At 69.9% G+C, this 14,319-nt stretch carries 15 protein-coding genes; 8 read left to right on the top strand and 7 right to left on the bottom strand.

Going from position 1 to position 14,319, the window contains the following annotated elements:
- Positions 1–42: 42 nt before the first annotated feature.
- Together KZJ41_RS05890 and phoU are read left to right on the top strand one after the other, a co-directional pair.
- On the top strand, positions 43–2,043 hold the full coding sequence (locus tag KZJ41_RS05890; RefSeq protein WP_029541514.1) for an LCP family protein: 2,001 nt from the start codon (positions 43–45) through the stop codon (positions 2,041–2,043).
- A gap of 83 nt (positions 2,044–2,126) precedes the next feature.
- Positions 2,127–2,834: a phosphate signaling complex protein PhoU gene (gene phoU, locus KZJ41_RS05885; RefSeq protein WP_010593878.1), complete on the top strand. Its 708-nt coding sequence runs from the start codon at positions 2,127–2,129 to the stop codon at positions 2,832–2,834.
- 78 nt (positions 2,835–2,912) lie between these two features.
- On the opposite strand, the gene pstB is transcribed toward phoU, so the two are convergent.
- From pstB to KZJ41_RS05855, 6 genes are all read right to left on the bottom strand, one after another.
- Positions 2,913–3,689 (bottom strand): phosphate ABC transporter ATP-binding protein PstB, encoded by a 777-nt coding sequence (gene pstB, locus KZJ41_RS05880; protein ID WP_006936402.1) that lies wholly within the window; start codon positions 3,687–3,689, stop codon positions 2,913–2,915.
- Between the two features lie 52 nt (positions 3,690–3,741).
- Entirely contained in the window at positions 3,742–4,650 is a 909-nt protein-coding gene (pstA, locus tag KZJ41_RS05875; protein WP_029541511.1) for a phosphate ABC transporter permease PstA, read from the bottom strand.
- 4 nt (positions 4,651–4,654) lie between these two features.
- Entirely contained in the window at positions 4,655–5,710 is a 1,056-nt protein-coding gene (gene pstC / locus KZJ41_RS05870) for a phosphate ABC transporter permease subunit PstC (RefSeq protein WP_006936404.1), read from the bottom strand.
- A 58-nt stretch (positions 5,711–5,768) separates the two neighbouring features.
- Complete coding sequence (pstS, locus tag KZJ41_RS05865; RefSeq protein WP_006936405.1) at positions 5,769–6,887, bottom strand: phosphate ABC transporter substrate-binding protein PstS; 1,119 nt, start codon at positions 6,885–6,887, stop codon at positions 5,769–5,771.
- Positions 6,888–7,125: 238 nt separating this feature from the next.
- On the bottom strand, positions 7,126–8,022 hold the full coding sequence (gene mshD, locus KZJ41_RS05860; RefSeq protein WP_050034648.1) for a mycothiol synthase: 897 nt from the start codon (positions 8,020–8,022) through the stop codon (positions 7,126–7,128).
- 10 nt (positions 8,023–8,032) lie between these two features.
- Positions 8,033–8,761 (bottom strand): response regulator transcription factor, encoded by a 729-nt coding sequence (locus tag KZJ41_RS05855; protein WP_006936407.1) that lies wholly within the window; start codon positions 8,759–8,761, stop codon positions 8,033–8,035.
- A gap of 127 nt (positions 8,762–8,888) precedes the next feature.
- On the opposite strand from KZJ41_RS05855, the gene KZJ41_RS05850 reads away from it, so the two are divergent.
- The 5 genes from KZJ41_RS05850 (at position 8,889) to KZJ41_RS05830 (ending at position 12,029) form a co-directional block, all read left to right on the top strand.
- Complete coding sequence (locus KZJ41_RS05850; RefSeq protein ID WP_050034647.1) at positions 8,889–9,668, top strand: LmeA family phospholipid-binding protein; 780 nt, start codon at positions 8,889–8,891, stop codon at positions 9,666–9,668.
- Complete coding sequence (locus KZJ41_RS05845; RefSeq protein ID WP_006936409.1) at positions 9,665–10,138, top strand: thioredoxin family protein; 474 nt, start codon at positions 9,665–9,667, stop codon at positions 10,136–10,138. The genes KZJ41_RS05850 and KZJ41_RS05845 overlap by 4 nt, the downstream gene beginning before the upstream one ends.
- A gap of 218 nt (positions 10,139–10,356) precedes the next feature.
- Positions 10,357–10,824 carry a DUF4395 domain-containing protein gene (locus KZJ41_RS05840; protein ID WP_029541494.1) on the top strand — a complete coding sequence of 156 codons (468 nt, stop codon included), beginning with the start codon at positions 10,357–10,359 and terminating at the stop codon, positions 10,822–10,824.
- A 60-nt stretch (positions 10,825–10,884) separates the two neighbouring features.
- On the top strand, positions 10,885–11,721 hold the full coding sequence (locus KZJ41_RS05835; protein ID WP_006936411.1) for a sulfurtransferase: 837 nt from the start codon (positions 10,885–10,887) through the stop codon (positions 11,719–11,721).
- 2 nt (positions 11,722–11,723) lie between these two features.
- Positions 11,724–12,029 carry a DUF1416 domain-containing protein gene (locus tag KZJ41_RS05830; protein ID WP_029541490.1) on the top strand — a complete coding sequence of 102 codons (306 nt, stop codon included), beginning with the start codon at positions 11,724–11,726 and terminating at the stop codon, positions 12,027–12,029.
- A gap of 53 nt (positions 12,030–12,082) precedes the next feature.
- Here the strand turns inward: KZJ41_RS05830 and KZJ41_RS05825 are convergent, their stop codons facing one another.
- Positions 12,083–13,318: a cutinase family protein gene (locus KZJ41_RS05825; protein ID WP_065922973.1), complete on the bottom strand. Its 1,236-nt coding sequence runs from the start codon at positions 13,316–13,318 to the stop codon at positions 12,083–12,085.
- 229 nt (positions 13,319–13,547) lie between these two features.
- Here KZJ41_RS05825 and KZJ41_RS05820 point away from each other — a divergent pair, with 229 nt between their 5' ends.
- On the top strand, positions 13,548–14,219 hold the full coding sequence (locus tag KZJ41_RS05820; protein WP_029541483.1) for an FABP family protein: 672 nt from the start codon (positions 13,548–13,550) through the stop codon (positions 14,217–14,219).
- Positions 14,220–14,319: the final 100 nt, after the last annotated feature.

The following is a 14,319-nucleotide window of genomic DNA, read 5'->3' as shown; positions in this document are numbered from 1 at the left end:
TGCGTACGAGAGCGGAACATCCGCGGAGAGGCGAGGGAATCGGTGGGTGAGGAGCACGAGTCGGGCCTGCCCGACAGTCGCGCTCCCTGGGAACGTCCTATCGCCGACTCCGGGTATCGCAGCTCACATTCCGGCCGGGTGCGACGACGTCCGGAGGGTCTTGCGCCGCCCGCCGACGCCGGACCCGCGCCGTCGGGCCGGGGCGCCGATACCGGCCGCCCCCGCCGCTCGGCCGCCCCCGACGAGAATCCCGATCAGGTCACCGTCGCCGCGCTGATGAACAAGGTCGGGCGCGACAGCCCGCCCGGGCGGCACCCCGAACCCGAACCGGCCGTGCCGGGCCCGCAGCCGGGCCGGCCGCGGCGGACGCCGGCCGTCGACGACGACCCCACCGAGAAGATCCCGCCCGTGGCCGCGGCCCCGCCGACCGGCCCGCCGCCCCCACCCCCGCGCGACGACCGTGCCGGACGGCGGAGCGACGACCCCGACCAGCCGCCCGCGCTGCCCCAGGCCGTCGGGGGCGACGGCCTGAGCAGGCTGGCTCTGAACAAGCGCCGCAAACGCCGGCGCCTCGCGACCGTGGGCCGCACCGTTCTGGCGCTGCTGTCCGTGCTGACCCTCGTCGGCAGCGGCCTGGTGTGGGGCTACGTGCGTTCCACCGAGGCCGGATTCGCCCAGATCGCGGCGCTGGACACCGAATCCACCGACATCGTCGACCCCGGCGGGCAGACCGGCGACGAGACCTACCTGATCATCGGCACCGACACCCGCGCCGGGGCGAGCGGCGCGGTCGGCGCCGGCACCGTCGCCGACGCCGAGGGCGCACGCGCCGACACCGTCATCCTCGTCAACATCCCCGCCGACCGCAGTCGCGTCGTCGCCGTCTCCTTTCCGCGCGACCTGGACGTGACGCGGCCCGTGTGCCGCGGCTGGGACAGCACCACCGGCGAGTACACGTCGGAGACGTTCCCCGCAGCCGAGGGCGACAAGCTCAATGCCACCTACGCGCTGGGCGGGCCCAAGTGCCTGGTGAAGGTGATCCAGAAGCTGTCCGGCCTGAAGATCGGGCATTTCGTCGGAATCGACTTCGCGGGCTTCGAGAGCATGGTCAACGAGGTCGGCGGCGTCGAGGTGTGCACACCCACCCCCCTGGTCGACGGGGAACTCGGCACCATCATCGAGACGGCGGGCACCCACACCCTCGACGGCCGCCGGGCCCTGGACTACGTGCGGGCCCGCAAGGTCGAGTCGGAGGGCAACGGCGACTACGGGCGTATCACCCGGCAGCAGAAGTTCCTGTCGTCACTGCTGCGCTCGGCCATGTCGAACAAGGTCCTGTTCGACCCCGGCAAGCTGAACGGGTTCATCAACGCGTTCACCCGCGCCACGTTCGTCGAGAACGTCGACACCGAGTCCCTCGTCCGGCTCGGCCGCTCGCTGCAGCGGGTCGAAGCCGGCGCCGTCACCTTCCTCACCGTGCCGACGGCCGGAACCAACGAGTGGGGCAACGAGATTCCGCGTCTCGACGACATCAAGGCGATCTTCAACGCGATCATCGACGACGAACCGCTCCCCGGCGAGAAACGCGATGTTCCCGAGCCGGAATCGTCAGCGCCGCCGGCAGCCCCGCTGCCTGCACAGACCGCGGTGGACCCCTCGACGGTGTCGGTGCAGGTGTCCAACGCCTCCGGCGAATCCGGCCTCGCGGCCCGGACCGCGGAAGAACTCGGCGCCTACGGTTTCCCGATCTACAGCGTCGGCAACTACTCCGGGACGAGCAAGGAGACCGTCGTCCGCTTCTCGCCCGGGCAGGAGGCCGAGGCGTTGACGCTGGCCTCCGCAGTTCCGGGGGCCGTGCTGCAGGAGTCCCAGGACCTCGGCGGCATCGTGGAACTCGTCCTCGGCACCGGGTTCGTCGGCAGCATCGCGGCTCCGACCGAGGTGGGTTCGGTCCTGCCGACGGTGCCGATCCAGGCCGCCGAGGAGAACGAGCTGCCGGTCGACCTGTCGATCACCAACGCGGGCGACGATTCCTGCGCCTGAGCAGCACCTCGAGCCCGTCCATTCACCCGGCGTTCACCCGCTGCTCGTGACTCGGCTTTGTCTGCGCCGTAGTCTGTGCCATTATGCGCGTCGTATACCACGAACAGATGACCGAGCTCGCCGATCTCCTCGGAGAGATGGCGGGCCTTGCCGGCCTTGCGATGGAGCGGGCCACCCAGGCGCTGCTCCAGGCGGATCTGGCGCTCGCCGAGACCGTCATCGGCGAGCACGACAAGATCACCGACCTGAGTACCCAGTGCGAGGAGAAGGCCTTCTCGCTCCTCGCCCTCCAGGCGCCGGTCGCCGGTGATCTGCGTTCCGTGGTCAGTGGCATCCAGATCGTCGCCGACATCGACCGGATGGGTGCGCTGGCACTGCACGTCGCCAAGGCGACGCGACGTCGGCACCCCAATCATGTTCTGCCCGAAGAGGTCAACGGCTACTTCGCCGAGATGGGCCGCATCGCAGTCTCGCTCGGCGCAGCGACCAGGGAGATCCTCGAGACGCGCGACCCCGAGCGGGCGGCCCGGCTCCACCAGGAGGACGAGGCGATGGACGATCTCCATCGTCACCTGTTCACCGTGCTCATGGACCGGGAGTGGAAGCACGGCGTGGCCGCGGCTGTGGATGTGACGCTGCTGGGCCGGTTCTACGAACGGTTCGCCGACCACGCCGTCGAGGTGGGTCGTCGCGTGATCTTCCTGGTCACCGGCAAGCTCCCCACCGACGAGGATTTCCGGGCGATGCGTGAGCGCGTCGACAAGCTCACGGTGTACCCGCAGGACCAGTAACCCGACTCGGCATAAGGCCCCGCCCGGAGTTTCCGGGCGGGGCCTTTCCGCGTCCGCGGTGCCGAAGTCGCAGCCGGCTCAGCCGAAGCGACCGGAGATGTAGTCCTCCGTGGCCTTCTGGGTGGGGTTGGAGAAGATCTTCTCGGTGTCGTCGATCTCGACGAGCCGGCCCGGCTTGCCGGTGGCCTCGAGGTTGAAGAACGCGGTCTGATCGCTCACGCGCGCGGCCTGCTGCATGTTGTGCGTGACGATCACGATGGTGTAGTCCTGCTTCAGCTCGGCGATCAGGTCCTCGATGGCGAGGGTGGAGATCGGGTCGAGAGCGGAGCACGGCTCGTCCATCAGGAGCACCTCCGGCTGCACCGCGATGGCGCGGGCGATGCACAGGCGCTGCTGCTGGCCACCCGACAGGCCGCCGCCGGGCTTGTCGAGGCGGTCCTTGACCTCGTTCCACAGGTTCGCGCCGCGCAGCGACCGCTCGGCGATCTCGTCGAGCCTGTTCTTCTCGCGCACGCCCTGCAACTTCAGGCCGGCGACGACGTTGTCGCGGATCGACATGGTGGGGAACGGATTGGGGCGCTGGAACACCATGCCGATCGTCTTGCGGACGCCGACCGGGTCGACGGACGAGTCGTAGATGTCCTCGCCGTCGAGCAGCACGGAGCCCTCGACGCGGGCACCGGGGGTCACCTCGTGCATGCGGTTGAGCGAGCGCAGCACGGTCGACTTGCCGCAGCCCGACGGTCCGATGAACGCGGTGACGTTCCGCGGCGGCACGGACAGCGTCACGTCGGAGACGGCGTGGAACTTGCCGTAGAAGATGTTGACGTCCTTGAGGTCCAGACGCTTGGCCATTACCGGCTCCCTATTGGTGTATCGAAATCGAAGGGTGTGTACATGAGGTGACCTACTTGGTGCGCACCTGGGAGAAGTGGCCGACCACCTTGGCAACGATGTTGAGGATGGCGATGACGAGGATGAGGGTCAGGGCAGCGCCCCAGATCCGCATCGTGCCTGCGTCGGTCGGGTTGTTCATCTCCGCCACCATGACGCCGGGCAGGCTGCCCATCTCGCCGCCGAACAGGTTGAAGTTGATGAACGGCGCGTAGCCGACCAGGATCAGCAGCGGAGCGGTCTCGCCCATGACGCGGGCCAGGGCCAGCATGACGCCGGTGATGATGCCGGGCAGCGCGGTCGGAATCACGATGCGCGCGATGGTCTTCCACTTGGGCACACCGAGGGCGTAGGAGGCCTCGCGCAGATCCTGCGGCACGATCCGGAGCATCTCCTCGGTGCTGCGCACCACCACGGGAACCATGAGCAGGACCAGCGCCAGGGACACCGCGAAGGCGGACTTCGGGAAGCCGAAGGTGGCGATCCACAGTGCGTAGATGAAGAGCGCGGCAACGATGGAGGGGACACCACTGAGGATGTCCACCATGAAGGTGGTGATCCTGCCCAGTCGCGTGCCGGCGCCGTACTCCACGAGGAAGATCGCCACGAAGATGCCGATCGGGATGGAGATCACCGCGCACACCAGGCCCTGCAGCAGGGTCCCGACGAGGGCGTGGTAGATGCCACCGCCCATCGCGGACGCGGACAGACCGCTCAAGGAATTCGTGAACCAGGTGGCGCTGGTCAGGGCGGGAAGACCCTTGACGATCACGGTGATCAGCACCCATGCCAGCGGCACGAGAGCGATCAGCACCGACACGGTGACCAGGACGGTGGCGGTGAGATCCGAGACGCGCCGACGGGTGCCGACGCCCCGGAAGGTGGGGCCCTTGACCGGTGTCTCGAGGAGAGTGGTCGTCATGGCTTCAGTCCTTCTTTCCTGCGACGACCGCACGCGCCGCGGCGTTGACCACGAAGGTCAGCACGAAGAGCACCAGACCCGCGGCGATGTAGGCGCCGGCCTGGATGTCGTTGTTGAACTCGGCGTAACCGAGGGCGATCTTCGAGGCGATGGTGGCACCGCCGTCGAACAGCGACCACGAGAACGGCTGCGACGTGGTGCGCAGGATCAGGTACAGCGCCATGGTCTCGCCGAGTGCGCGGCCGAGACCGAGCATCGAGCCGCTGATGTAGCCCGACTTGCCGAACGGGATCACCGTGGTCTTGACGACCTCCCAGCGCGTCGCACCGAGAGCGAGCGCCGCCTCGATATGGGACGTCGGCGTCTGCACGAACACCTCCCGGCTCACCGCGGCGATGGTCGGCAGGATCATCACGGCGAGCACGATGCCCGCGGTGAAGATGGTGCCGCCGCCGAGGATGGAACCCGAGCCGGACGCGAACAGCGGGAACCAGCCGAGACTTTCGTTGAGCCACGTCGCCAGCGGCCGGATCGCGGGGGCCAGGACCAGCAGGCCCCACAGGCCGTAGACGATGGACGGCACGGCGGCGAGCAGGTCGATGACGTACGCCAGGGGCTTCTTGATGCGCTCGGGGCAGTACGAGGTGAGGAAGATCGCGATGCCGAGTGCGACCGGCATCGCGAGCACCAGCGCGAAGAACGACACCAGCACGGTCACCTGGAACAGGTCGAGGACGCCGAACGCCATCGCGGCGATGTCCTGGGTGACCCACTCGCGGCTGGTGAGGAAGTTGACGGTGTTGCGCTGCAGCGCCGGCACCGCACGCCAGACGAGGAACACGCCGATGGCCGCGATGATCACCGAGATGAGAACGGCGGACCCGGAGGCCAGTGAACGGAAGATCCGGTCGCCCGGCCTGGTCAGCGGCTTGCTGTCGCCGCGCGCTGGAGTGGTAATCGTGGCCTCCGGGGTGTTGCCGTGCGGACCGCCCGCCCCGGGCCCGGCATCGCTGCCGGACCCGGGAGTGCGAGGTGCGGATTTGGTGGGCGCGTCACTCATCTGCGCTCGCGATCTCTCTCTGCTGGGGATTGACGGTACGGTCCGCGGCGCTCATCGGCTAGGCGATGGCGTTGATCGACTCGGTGAGCTTCGCCTTGAAGGACTCGGGCAGCGGCACGTAGCCCTGCTCGGCGAGGCCTTCCTGGCCCTCGTTGGCGGCGCTGACGAGGAACGACTTCACGGCCGCGGAGGTGTCGGCATCGTAACCGGCGGAGCACACGATCTCGTAGGTCGCGAGCATGATCGGGTAGGCCCCCTCCTCCTTCGTACCGAAGATCGAGGTCAGGTCGAGCGTCAGGTCGCCCTCACCGGTCGGAGCGAAGGTCGCCGCCTCGATGGCCTTCGACGCGGTCTCGTCGGTCAGCTCCACCGCGCCGGATCCGTTGTCGATCTGTGCGACGTTCAGGTTGTTCTGGTCGGCGAAGGACTTCTCGACGTAGGTGATCGCGCCGGGGGCGCTGGCGACGGCCTGGGCGACACCGGCCGATCCCTTGGCGCCTTCACCGACACCGCCGGTGAAGTCGGAGCCGGCGCCGGTGGTCCAGGCACCGTTCGAGGCGGCCTCGAGGTACTTCTGGAAGTTGTCGGTGGTGCCCGACGAATCCGAGCGGACGATCGGGGTGATGGCCGAATCCGGAAGGCTCACACCCTCGTTGAGAGCCGCGATGGCCGGGTCGTTCCACTGCTTGATGGTGCCGTTGAAGATCTTGGCGACGGTCTCGCCGTTGAGCACGAGGTTGTCGACGCCCTCGACGTTGTACGCGACGGCGACCGGACCGAAGACCAGCGGCAGGTTCCAGGCGGGGTTGCCGGCGCAGCGCTCGGCGGCCTGGGCGGCCTGCTCGCTCTTGATGGCGGAGTCGGAGCCGGCGAAGTCGATCTGCTTCGCGATGAACTGGGTGCGGCCGTCACCGGAACCCGACGGGTTGTAGGCGACGTTGACGTTCTTGCCCTTCTCCTGGCAGACCGCGATGTAGGTGGACACGAACTGGTCCATCGCGTTCTTCTGCGCGGACGACCCGGCGGCGGACAGCGTCTCCTTGCCCTCACACGTCGCTGCCGATGCGGACGCGTCCACGTCCGTCGAGGCGGCATTGTTGTCGCTGCCGCATGCGGCCAGGGTGAGGGCACCTGCAGCCACCACACCGAGCAGGGCGCCATTGCGCTTGAGGTTCACTCGTACTCCTCCGGAATTCGCGACCGGCACGCCCGCGACACGGGCGGCGGCATCAGGCGCGGGGTGATCCCGGCGCCGGACCGGCATGCTGCGGCCCGTAATGGAAAGTTAATGAGGACGGGTTGACGGTTGGGCGCCCGAAGGTGAACGCGACGTGAACGCGAAAAGTACACCTGCAGTCCGTATGGTCGACGTCACACGACATTCACGGGCCGGACTCGTTCGGTACGTGCTCCGCTCACGCTCTCGCGTATGCGAGGTCCACGTGGAATCGCTCGAATCCGAGCCGGCCGTAGGTGCGCAGCGCGGCGTCGTTGTCGCCTTCGACGTACAGCAGCACCGCGCCGAGCCCGCGTTCCCGCAGATACCGCAACCCGGCGAGCGTGAGCAGCCGGCCGAGACCGCGCCCCTGCGCCCCGGGATCGATGCCCACCACGTACACCTCCCCGATCGCCGGCTGGTCCGCCGTGGCGGCGTGCACCTTCGTCCAGTGGAAGCCGAGGAGCCGGTCCGGGTCCTGCTCGTCGAAGGCGAGGAACACCCCGGCCGGGTCGAACCAGGACTCGCTGCGGCGCTGCGCGACGTCGCGCTCGGTCCAGCGGCCCTGCTCGGGGTGCCACGCGAAGGCGGCGGCATTGACCCGCAGCAGTTCCGCGTCGTCCTCGGGTCCGCGGTAGGTCCGCAGGATCAGCCCGTCGGGGACCTGCAGGGCCGGCAGCTCGGGCTCCCCGAGGGGGCGCCGCAGCTGCAGGAGTTCCCGGACCGGGGTCAGGCCGAGCCGCGCCGCGAGCGCCCGCGCGGACTCGAGGTCGCCGTGTGCCCACACCCGGGTGCCGGCACCACCGGCGTCGAGGGCCGCGGCGACGAGCCGCGACCCCACGCCGCGGCGGCGGTGCGGCGGATCGACGACCACCTCGGCCATCGCCGGGTGCTCCCCGTGACCGGGGACCAGATTGGCGTAGCCGACGATCGCGGCGGCATCGACGGCCACCAGGTGCCGGACGTCGCCGTCGCCGGTGAGGGAGTGCAGCACCTGCTCGGACACGGGGGCCGTTCCGTCGGCGGCGTGGGCGCGGGCGACGAGCGCCCGCACCTCGGCGGCCTGCTCGGCGGACAGTCGGCTGACGAATTCCACGACGGCGAGCCTAGTCCGCGAGTTCGGCGTCCTCGAACTCGATGGTGGTGGAGCCGCCCTTCCCGGTCTTGGTGGTGGGCCGCACCGCCTTGTAGCCGACATTGCGGACCGTGCCGATCAGGGACTCGTACTCGGGGCCGAGCTTGGCGCGCAGGCGCCGCACGTGCACATCGACGGTGCGGGTGCCGCCGAAGAAGTCGTAACCCCAGACCTCCTGCAGCAGTTGCGCGCGGGTGAACACCCGGCCGGCGTGCTGCGCGAGGTACTTGAGGAGCTCGAACTCCTTGTACGTCAGGTCGAGGGGGCGGCCACGCAGGCGAGCGGTGTAGGTGCCCTCGTCGATCGAGAGCTCCCCGAGGGTGATCTTGCCGGTGTTCTCGGGGCCCGCCGCACCGCCGGACCGGCCGACCAGCAATCGCAGCCGCGCGTCCAGCTCGGCGGGGCCGGTGGTGGTCAGCAGGATGTCGTCCAGCCCCCACTCCGGGTTCACCGCCACCAGGCCGCCCTCGGTGAGCACGGCGACGACCGGTATCGCCGACCCGGTGCTGCCGAGCAGCCGGCACAGGCCGCGGGCCGCGGCCAGGTCCGTGCGGGCGTCGACAATGGCGATGTCCGCGGAACCGGCCTCGAGGAGCGAGGACACCTCGGTCGGTGCCGGGCGCACCGAGTGCGCGAGTAACGACAGCGAGGGCAGGACCGCGTCCGGGTTGGGGTCGGAGGTCAGCAGCAACAGCTCCACCGTGCCTCCATTCTTCGCGGGCTGCGCGAAACTCGTGTAAACGACGCGCTACAGATTAACGCCACGACGGCGTTCACCGGGCAACCGCACTCGGGAAGCGGCGCGAGCCGTCCGTCACAATGGTGCGGTGCGCAAACTCATCCTCGCTCTCGTGACGCTCGTCGGAGTCGCGCTCCTGATCGATTTCGGCGCCGCGGCGTGGTCCGAGTACCGGGTCTCGCGGTCGCTGCGGGAGGGTGGGGCGCTGACGGCGGACCCGGCAGTGACCATCCACGGATTCCCGTTCCTGACCCAGGCCCGGGCGGGCCGCTACGAGAACGTGGAGATCCGGGCGCAGGGCGTGCCCAGCGGGACGCTCGGCGACATCACGATCGAGGCCAACCTGATCGGTGCCCATGCGGCCGCGGGCGAGCTGCTCGACGGTTCGATCCGCTCGGTGCCGGTGGACCTGCTGTACGGGCGCGTGATGATCGACGCGACCGAGCTCGGTCAGCTCTACGGCATTCCCGACCTGCAGGTGTCCGCTCCCCCGGCCGACAAGTCCGACGGCACCGGCGGGTCCGGCGGCTCCGGACGCACCACCGCGGGCGGGGTCGTCCTCACCGGCACGGTTCCGGTCGGCCCGGTCTCCGCGGAGGTCAGCGTCCAGGCGGACCTGCTGCTCGAGGGCGACACGGTGCGCATCGTCGCGTCGGACCTGTACTTCGGCCCGGAGGGACAGGCGGACTTCACCGTGCCGGATCCGCTGAAGCCGGCGGTGCTGGGCCTGTTCACCACCACGATCGAACCCCAGAACCTGCCGTTCGGGGTGCGCCCGACCGCGGTCGAAGCCCGCGGCTCGACGATCGTGATCGAGGGCGAGGCGCACCAGACCACGATCGACCTCGAGGAGGTTCAGCGCCTGTGACCGCCGTCGTCGTACTGCTGGTGGTGGTGGCTGCCGCCCTGATCACCGGGACCGTCCTGCGGGCCCGCGCGGGCAAGGTCCGCGCCGTCGCGGCCGCCCCCGCGCCGGGGCCCGGCCCCCTGCTGGCCGCGGTGGGCGTGGGCACCGGCAGTGCGCCGGTGGTGCTGCACTTCTCCGCCGACTGGTGCGGACCGTGCGCCGCGGTGCGCCGGGTCGTCGCTCAGGTGGTCGCCGACCTCGCGGCCACCGGCGACGGGCTGCCGGCACCCCGCGACCTCGAACTGGACATCGACGAGAACCCGCAGTTGGCAAGGGAACTCGGCGTGCTGTCGCTGCCGACGACGTTCCTGTTCGACGCCGCCGGCACCGAAAGGTACCGGGTTTCGGGGGTGCCGGCCGCGGCGGACCTGCGGGCCGCGCTGGTGCCGCTGCGCACCCCCTGGGCCCCGATCCGTCGAGACGTCGGCTAAGCTGCCTGCCGTGTCGACCTGCCGAGAGCTCATGCTCACCCGACGCCGCACAGTCGATCTGTGCCGCCTCGGCGGCTTCTGCTGTACCTGCTGCTGATCACCCCGGCCGAGACGCCCGACCGTCTCCGCGGCATCCGCTGCCGTCACCGGTGTGATCCCCGCGGTTGCCACCGCGACGGTTCGCCCCCATGCGTCCCCTCCCAGCAGGAGCACCCCTCATGTCCACCACCGCCCCCGCCGCCCGCCAGGGTCAGCAGGTAGACGTCCGCGGCCCCCGGTTCGCGGCGTGGATCACCACCGCCGTCCTCGTCGTCGTCCTGGCCGTCGCGACGGTCTCGACGACGGTGGCCGGCGTGCTGCTCGCCGTCCAGACCGCGGTGTTCGCGGCCGGTGCGGCCCTCGGCCCGCGCCGCAGCCCCTACGGCCTGCTCTTCGCGCGGCTCGTCGCGCCCCGGCTGGGCGCGCCCACCGAGAAGGAACCGGTCGCCCCGCTGCGGTTCGCGCAGCTCGTCGGGTTCGTGTTCGCCGCCGTGGGCACCTTCGGATTCCTCCTCGGCGCCGACCTCGCCGGTCTCGTCGCCACCGGGTTCGCGCTGTTCGCCGCGCTGCTCAACGCCGCGTTCGGGGTGTGCCTCGGTTGCGCGATCTACCCGCTCGTGGCCAGGTTCCGGGCCGTCGCCGCCTGACCACCGTTCCCTCCGCACCGTTCCACTCGACCGAGAGTGTCAACACCGAAAGGAAACTCCATGGCTCGCTCCGACGTCCTGGTCTCAGCAGACTGGGCAGAGCAGAACCTTCACGCACCGAAGACCGTGTTCATCGAGGTCGACGAGGACACCGCAGCCTACGACGGCGGGCACATCGAGGGCGCGATCAAGCTCGACTGGCGTAAGGACCTGCAGGACGGCGTCCGTCGCGACTTCCTGAACCGGGAGCAGTTCTCCGCCCTGCTGTCCGCGAAGGGCGTCGCCGACGACGACACCGTCGTGCTCTACGGCGGCAACAACAACTGGTTCGCCGCCTACGCGTACTGGTACTTCAAGTTCTACGGGCACCGGGACGTCAAGCTCATCGACGGTGGCCGCAAGAAGTGGGAGCTCGACGGACGCCCGCTGTCCAAGGACGAGGTCACCCGCCCGGCCACCGAGTACAAGGCGCAGGAGCCGGACTACTCGATCCGCGCCTTCCGCGACGAGGTGATCGACGCGATCGGCACCAAGAACATCATCGACGTCCGCTCCCCCGACGAGTTCTCCGGCCGGATCCTCGCCCCGGCCCACCTGCCGCAGGAGCAGGCCCAGCAGCGCGGCCACGTCCCGGGTGCGATCAACATCCCGTGGAGCACCACCGCCAACGAGGACGGCACCTTCAAGTCGGACGACGACCTCGAGGCCCTCTACCGGGCGAAGGGCTTCGACGACAGCCGCGAGACCATCGCCTACTGCCGGATCGGTGAGCGCTCGAGCCACACCTGGTTCGTGCTGCAGGAGATCCTCGGCAAGAAGAACGTCAAGAACTACGACGGCAGCTGGGTCGAATACGGCTCGCTCGTCGGAGCCCCGATCGAGTTGGAGGTTCGCTGACCATGTGTGGTGCACCCGTTCAGTCCCAGACCCTGCCCGCGGGCGTGGACGTCGAGAAGGAGACGGTCCTGACCGGCCGTGTCGTCGACGCCGACGGCCAGCCGGTCGGCGGTGCCTTCGTGCGCCTGCTCGACGGCACCGGTGAGTTCACCGCCGAGGTCGTCGCCTCCGGCACCGGTGACTTCCGCTTCTTCGCCGCACCCGGCGACTGGAAGGTCCGCGCGTTGTCCGGCCGCGGCAACGGTGACGTCGCCGTGAGCCCGGCCGCCCCCGGCGTCCACCACGTCGAGGTCACGGTCGCGAAGTAGCAGACCGTTCGGCGGGCCCGTTCCTCCGGGAACGGGCCCGCCGTCGTCCGTGGTCAGTTCTGCGGCTGCCGGTCCGTCCGTTCGGCGTCGGCGAGCGCGACGATCCAGTCGACGATCCGCTCACTGTCCGAGTACCAGGGATCGTGCGGGTTCGTGTTCCAGTAGCCGATGTGCTGGATGAAGCCCAGCAGGAGGTACGGCTCGAGGAACAGGTCGACGATGCCGCTGTTGTCGTCGGCGAAGCCGGCTCCCTCGGCGCGCAGCTTCTCCACCACGACCGGCCGGCCCGGTCCCAAGGCCCAGTCGAGAATCTCCCGCATCCGTTCGGGGCTCACGTCGACGCTCGGGTCCACCGGGTACGTCGTGTCGACGACCTTGCGCAGCACGTCGAGGAGGGATTCGTCGGACTCCCACCAGTCGTCGCGGGTGACGATGTGGGCGGCCGCGCGGGCCGCCGTCACCGCCAGCGCACCGCCCAGGTCGCCGACGGTCTGCAACGGGTTCAGCAGCGTGAACCGCATCTGTCCGAGCACGCCGAGGACCAGTTCGAGCACCGCGATGTCCTCGGGTGCGTCGCACGCGACGTCGTAACGCCGGCACGAGTACACGACCCGGTCGGCCAGCGCCCCGTAGTCGGCGGGTTCCGAGGACATGAACCCGCCACCGGGCGGACCGGGCTCGCCCATCGAGTCGACCCCCGCCGGCCGGTACGGGTCACCGACGAGGACGACCCCGGCGATGTCGTCCGGCGCGACGTGGGCGTCGGCGGGCCGGTGCCCGAGTTCGCGGCTCACCCGTTCGATCACCTCGGCGCCGACGCTGTAGCCGACGAGCGCGAACCGGGTGCGCTCCCCGCAGGCGCTCTTGCGTTCGTCGAGGATGCGGTTGGTCGACGCGACGCCCGCCGCCACCGAGTCCTGATAGGTCGGCACGTCCTCGAACAGGCCCAGGCCGTAGGTGGCCGGGTACGGCACGTACATCCAGCCGATCGAGCCCGGACGGTCCGCGGTGGCCTCGCCGGCCGGGACCGTCACGTTGCCCACCCAGTTCGACCACAGCTGCCGCGACTCCTCGACCACGGGATCGCGGCCGGCCTCGGAGTCGGTGGCGCCGGAGACCGCGACGATCAGCAGGTCGGGGCACTCCAGGGCGTAGTTGTCGGGGTGGACGGCGGGCCCGGACGAACCGCTGCTCGACCCCGTCCCGGGGGCGGCGACCGCGACGGGCACGGTCAGGGACAGGGTCGCGAGCGCCGCAACAACCGGCAGCAGCAGACGGATGGGGCGCACACGACCTCCGAGTCGGACTTTCCGGACGAAAGGGCCCACACGGCCCACTGCACGGTACTATCCCGCGCGCCGCACTGCGCGCCCGGTGAGGACGTCGGTTTTCGCGCTCTCCGGGCGCCGTCTAGGATATGGCCGTGGTCATCTTCTTCGAAGCTCTCCTTGTCCTGGCGGCCGTGCTCATCACGTGGTTCGCGGTGTACGTCCTCTACCGTCTGGTGACCGATCAGCCGTGAGTGCCGAGTCCGGTGAGGAACGGGAGGTCGTCCGCGGGAGCGGCGACAAGGCGGTCGCGGACGCCCTCGAACGGGCCAAGGCGACTGCCGACAAGAACGTCCCGATCCTGAGCGGCCTGCCCGTCCCCGACGACACCGCAAACCTGCGCCTCGGCCCGGACATGCATCCGGAGCTGTTGGCGCTGCTGCCCATGGTGGGCGTGTGGCGCGGCGAGGGCGAGGGCAACGATCCCCGCACCGGCGACTACCGCTTCGGCCAGCAGATCGTGGTCACCCACGACGGCGGCAACTACCTCGTGTGGGAGGCCCGTTCGTGGCGCCTCGACGAGGAGGGCGGTTACCGCGGCCCGGACCGGCGGGAGAGCGGATTCTGGCGGGTCTCCGGCACCGGCGCGCCCGGCAGCGAGGATCCGGAAACCCTCGAGCTGCTCCTCAATCACAGCTCCGGCGTCGTCGAGCTGTACTACGGCACCGCCCTGACCCAGTCGTCCTGGGAGCTGGCGACCGACGTGGTGATCCGAAGCCAGTCCGGCGAGGTGGTCGGCGGCGCCAAGCGCCTGTACGGCATCGTCGAGGGCGGCGATCTCGCCTACGTCGAGGAACGCGTCACCGCGGACGGGGAACTGCAGCCGCACATGTCCGCGCGGCTGGCACGCTACATCGGCTGACCGCCCGGCACTCCTTCGGAACCGCCCTCCGGGCACGCGGCCCGTTCCGCCGGTCCCCGAGCCGAGGGACGTGGTCGCGCGGCCCGCGCACGGCCTCCGC

The sequence above is a fragment of the Rhodococcus sp. 11-3 genome, assembly GCF_023704055.1.
Lineage (GTDB): Bacteria > Actinomycetota > Actinomycetes > Mycobacteriales > Mycobacteriaceae > Rhodococcus > Rhodococcus aetherivorans.
The sequence above is the reverse complement of the archived record's forward strand: the minus strand, read 5'-3'. Positions and strand labels throughout refer to the sequence as shown.

Coding starts and splice junctions, on each gene's coding strand:
- phoU (WP_010593878.1), top strand. CDS start 2,127: ATGCGCGTCGTATACCACGAACAGATGACCGAGCTCGCCGATCTCCTC.
- pstB (WP_006936402.1), bottom strand. CDS start 3,689: ATGGCCAAGCGTCTGGACCTCAAGGACGTCAACATCTTCTACGGCAAG.
- pstA (WP_029541511.1), bottom strand. CDS start 4,650: ATGACGACCACTCTCCTCGAGACACCGGTCAAGGGCCCCACCTTCCGG.
- pstC (WP_006936404.1), bottom strand. CDS start 5,710: ATGAGTGACGCGCCCACCAAATCCGCACCTCGCACTCCCGGGTCCGGC.
- KZJ41_RS05840 (WP_029541494.1), top strand. CDS start 10,357: ATGTCCACCACCGCCCCCGCCGCCCGCCAGGGTCAGCAGGTAGACGTC.
- KZJ41_RS05835 (WP_006936411.1), top strand. CDS start 10,885: ATGGCTCGCTCCGACGTCCTGGTCTCAGCAGACTGGGCAGAGCAGAAC.
- KZJ41_RS05830 (WP_029541490.1), top strand. CDS start 11,724: ATGTGTGGTGCACCCGTTCAGTCCCAGACCCTGCCCGCGGGCGTGGAC.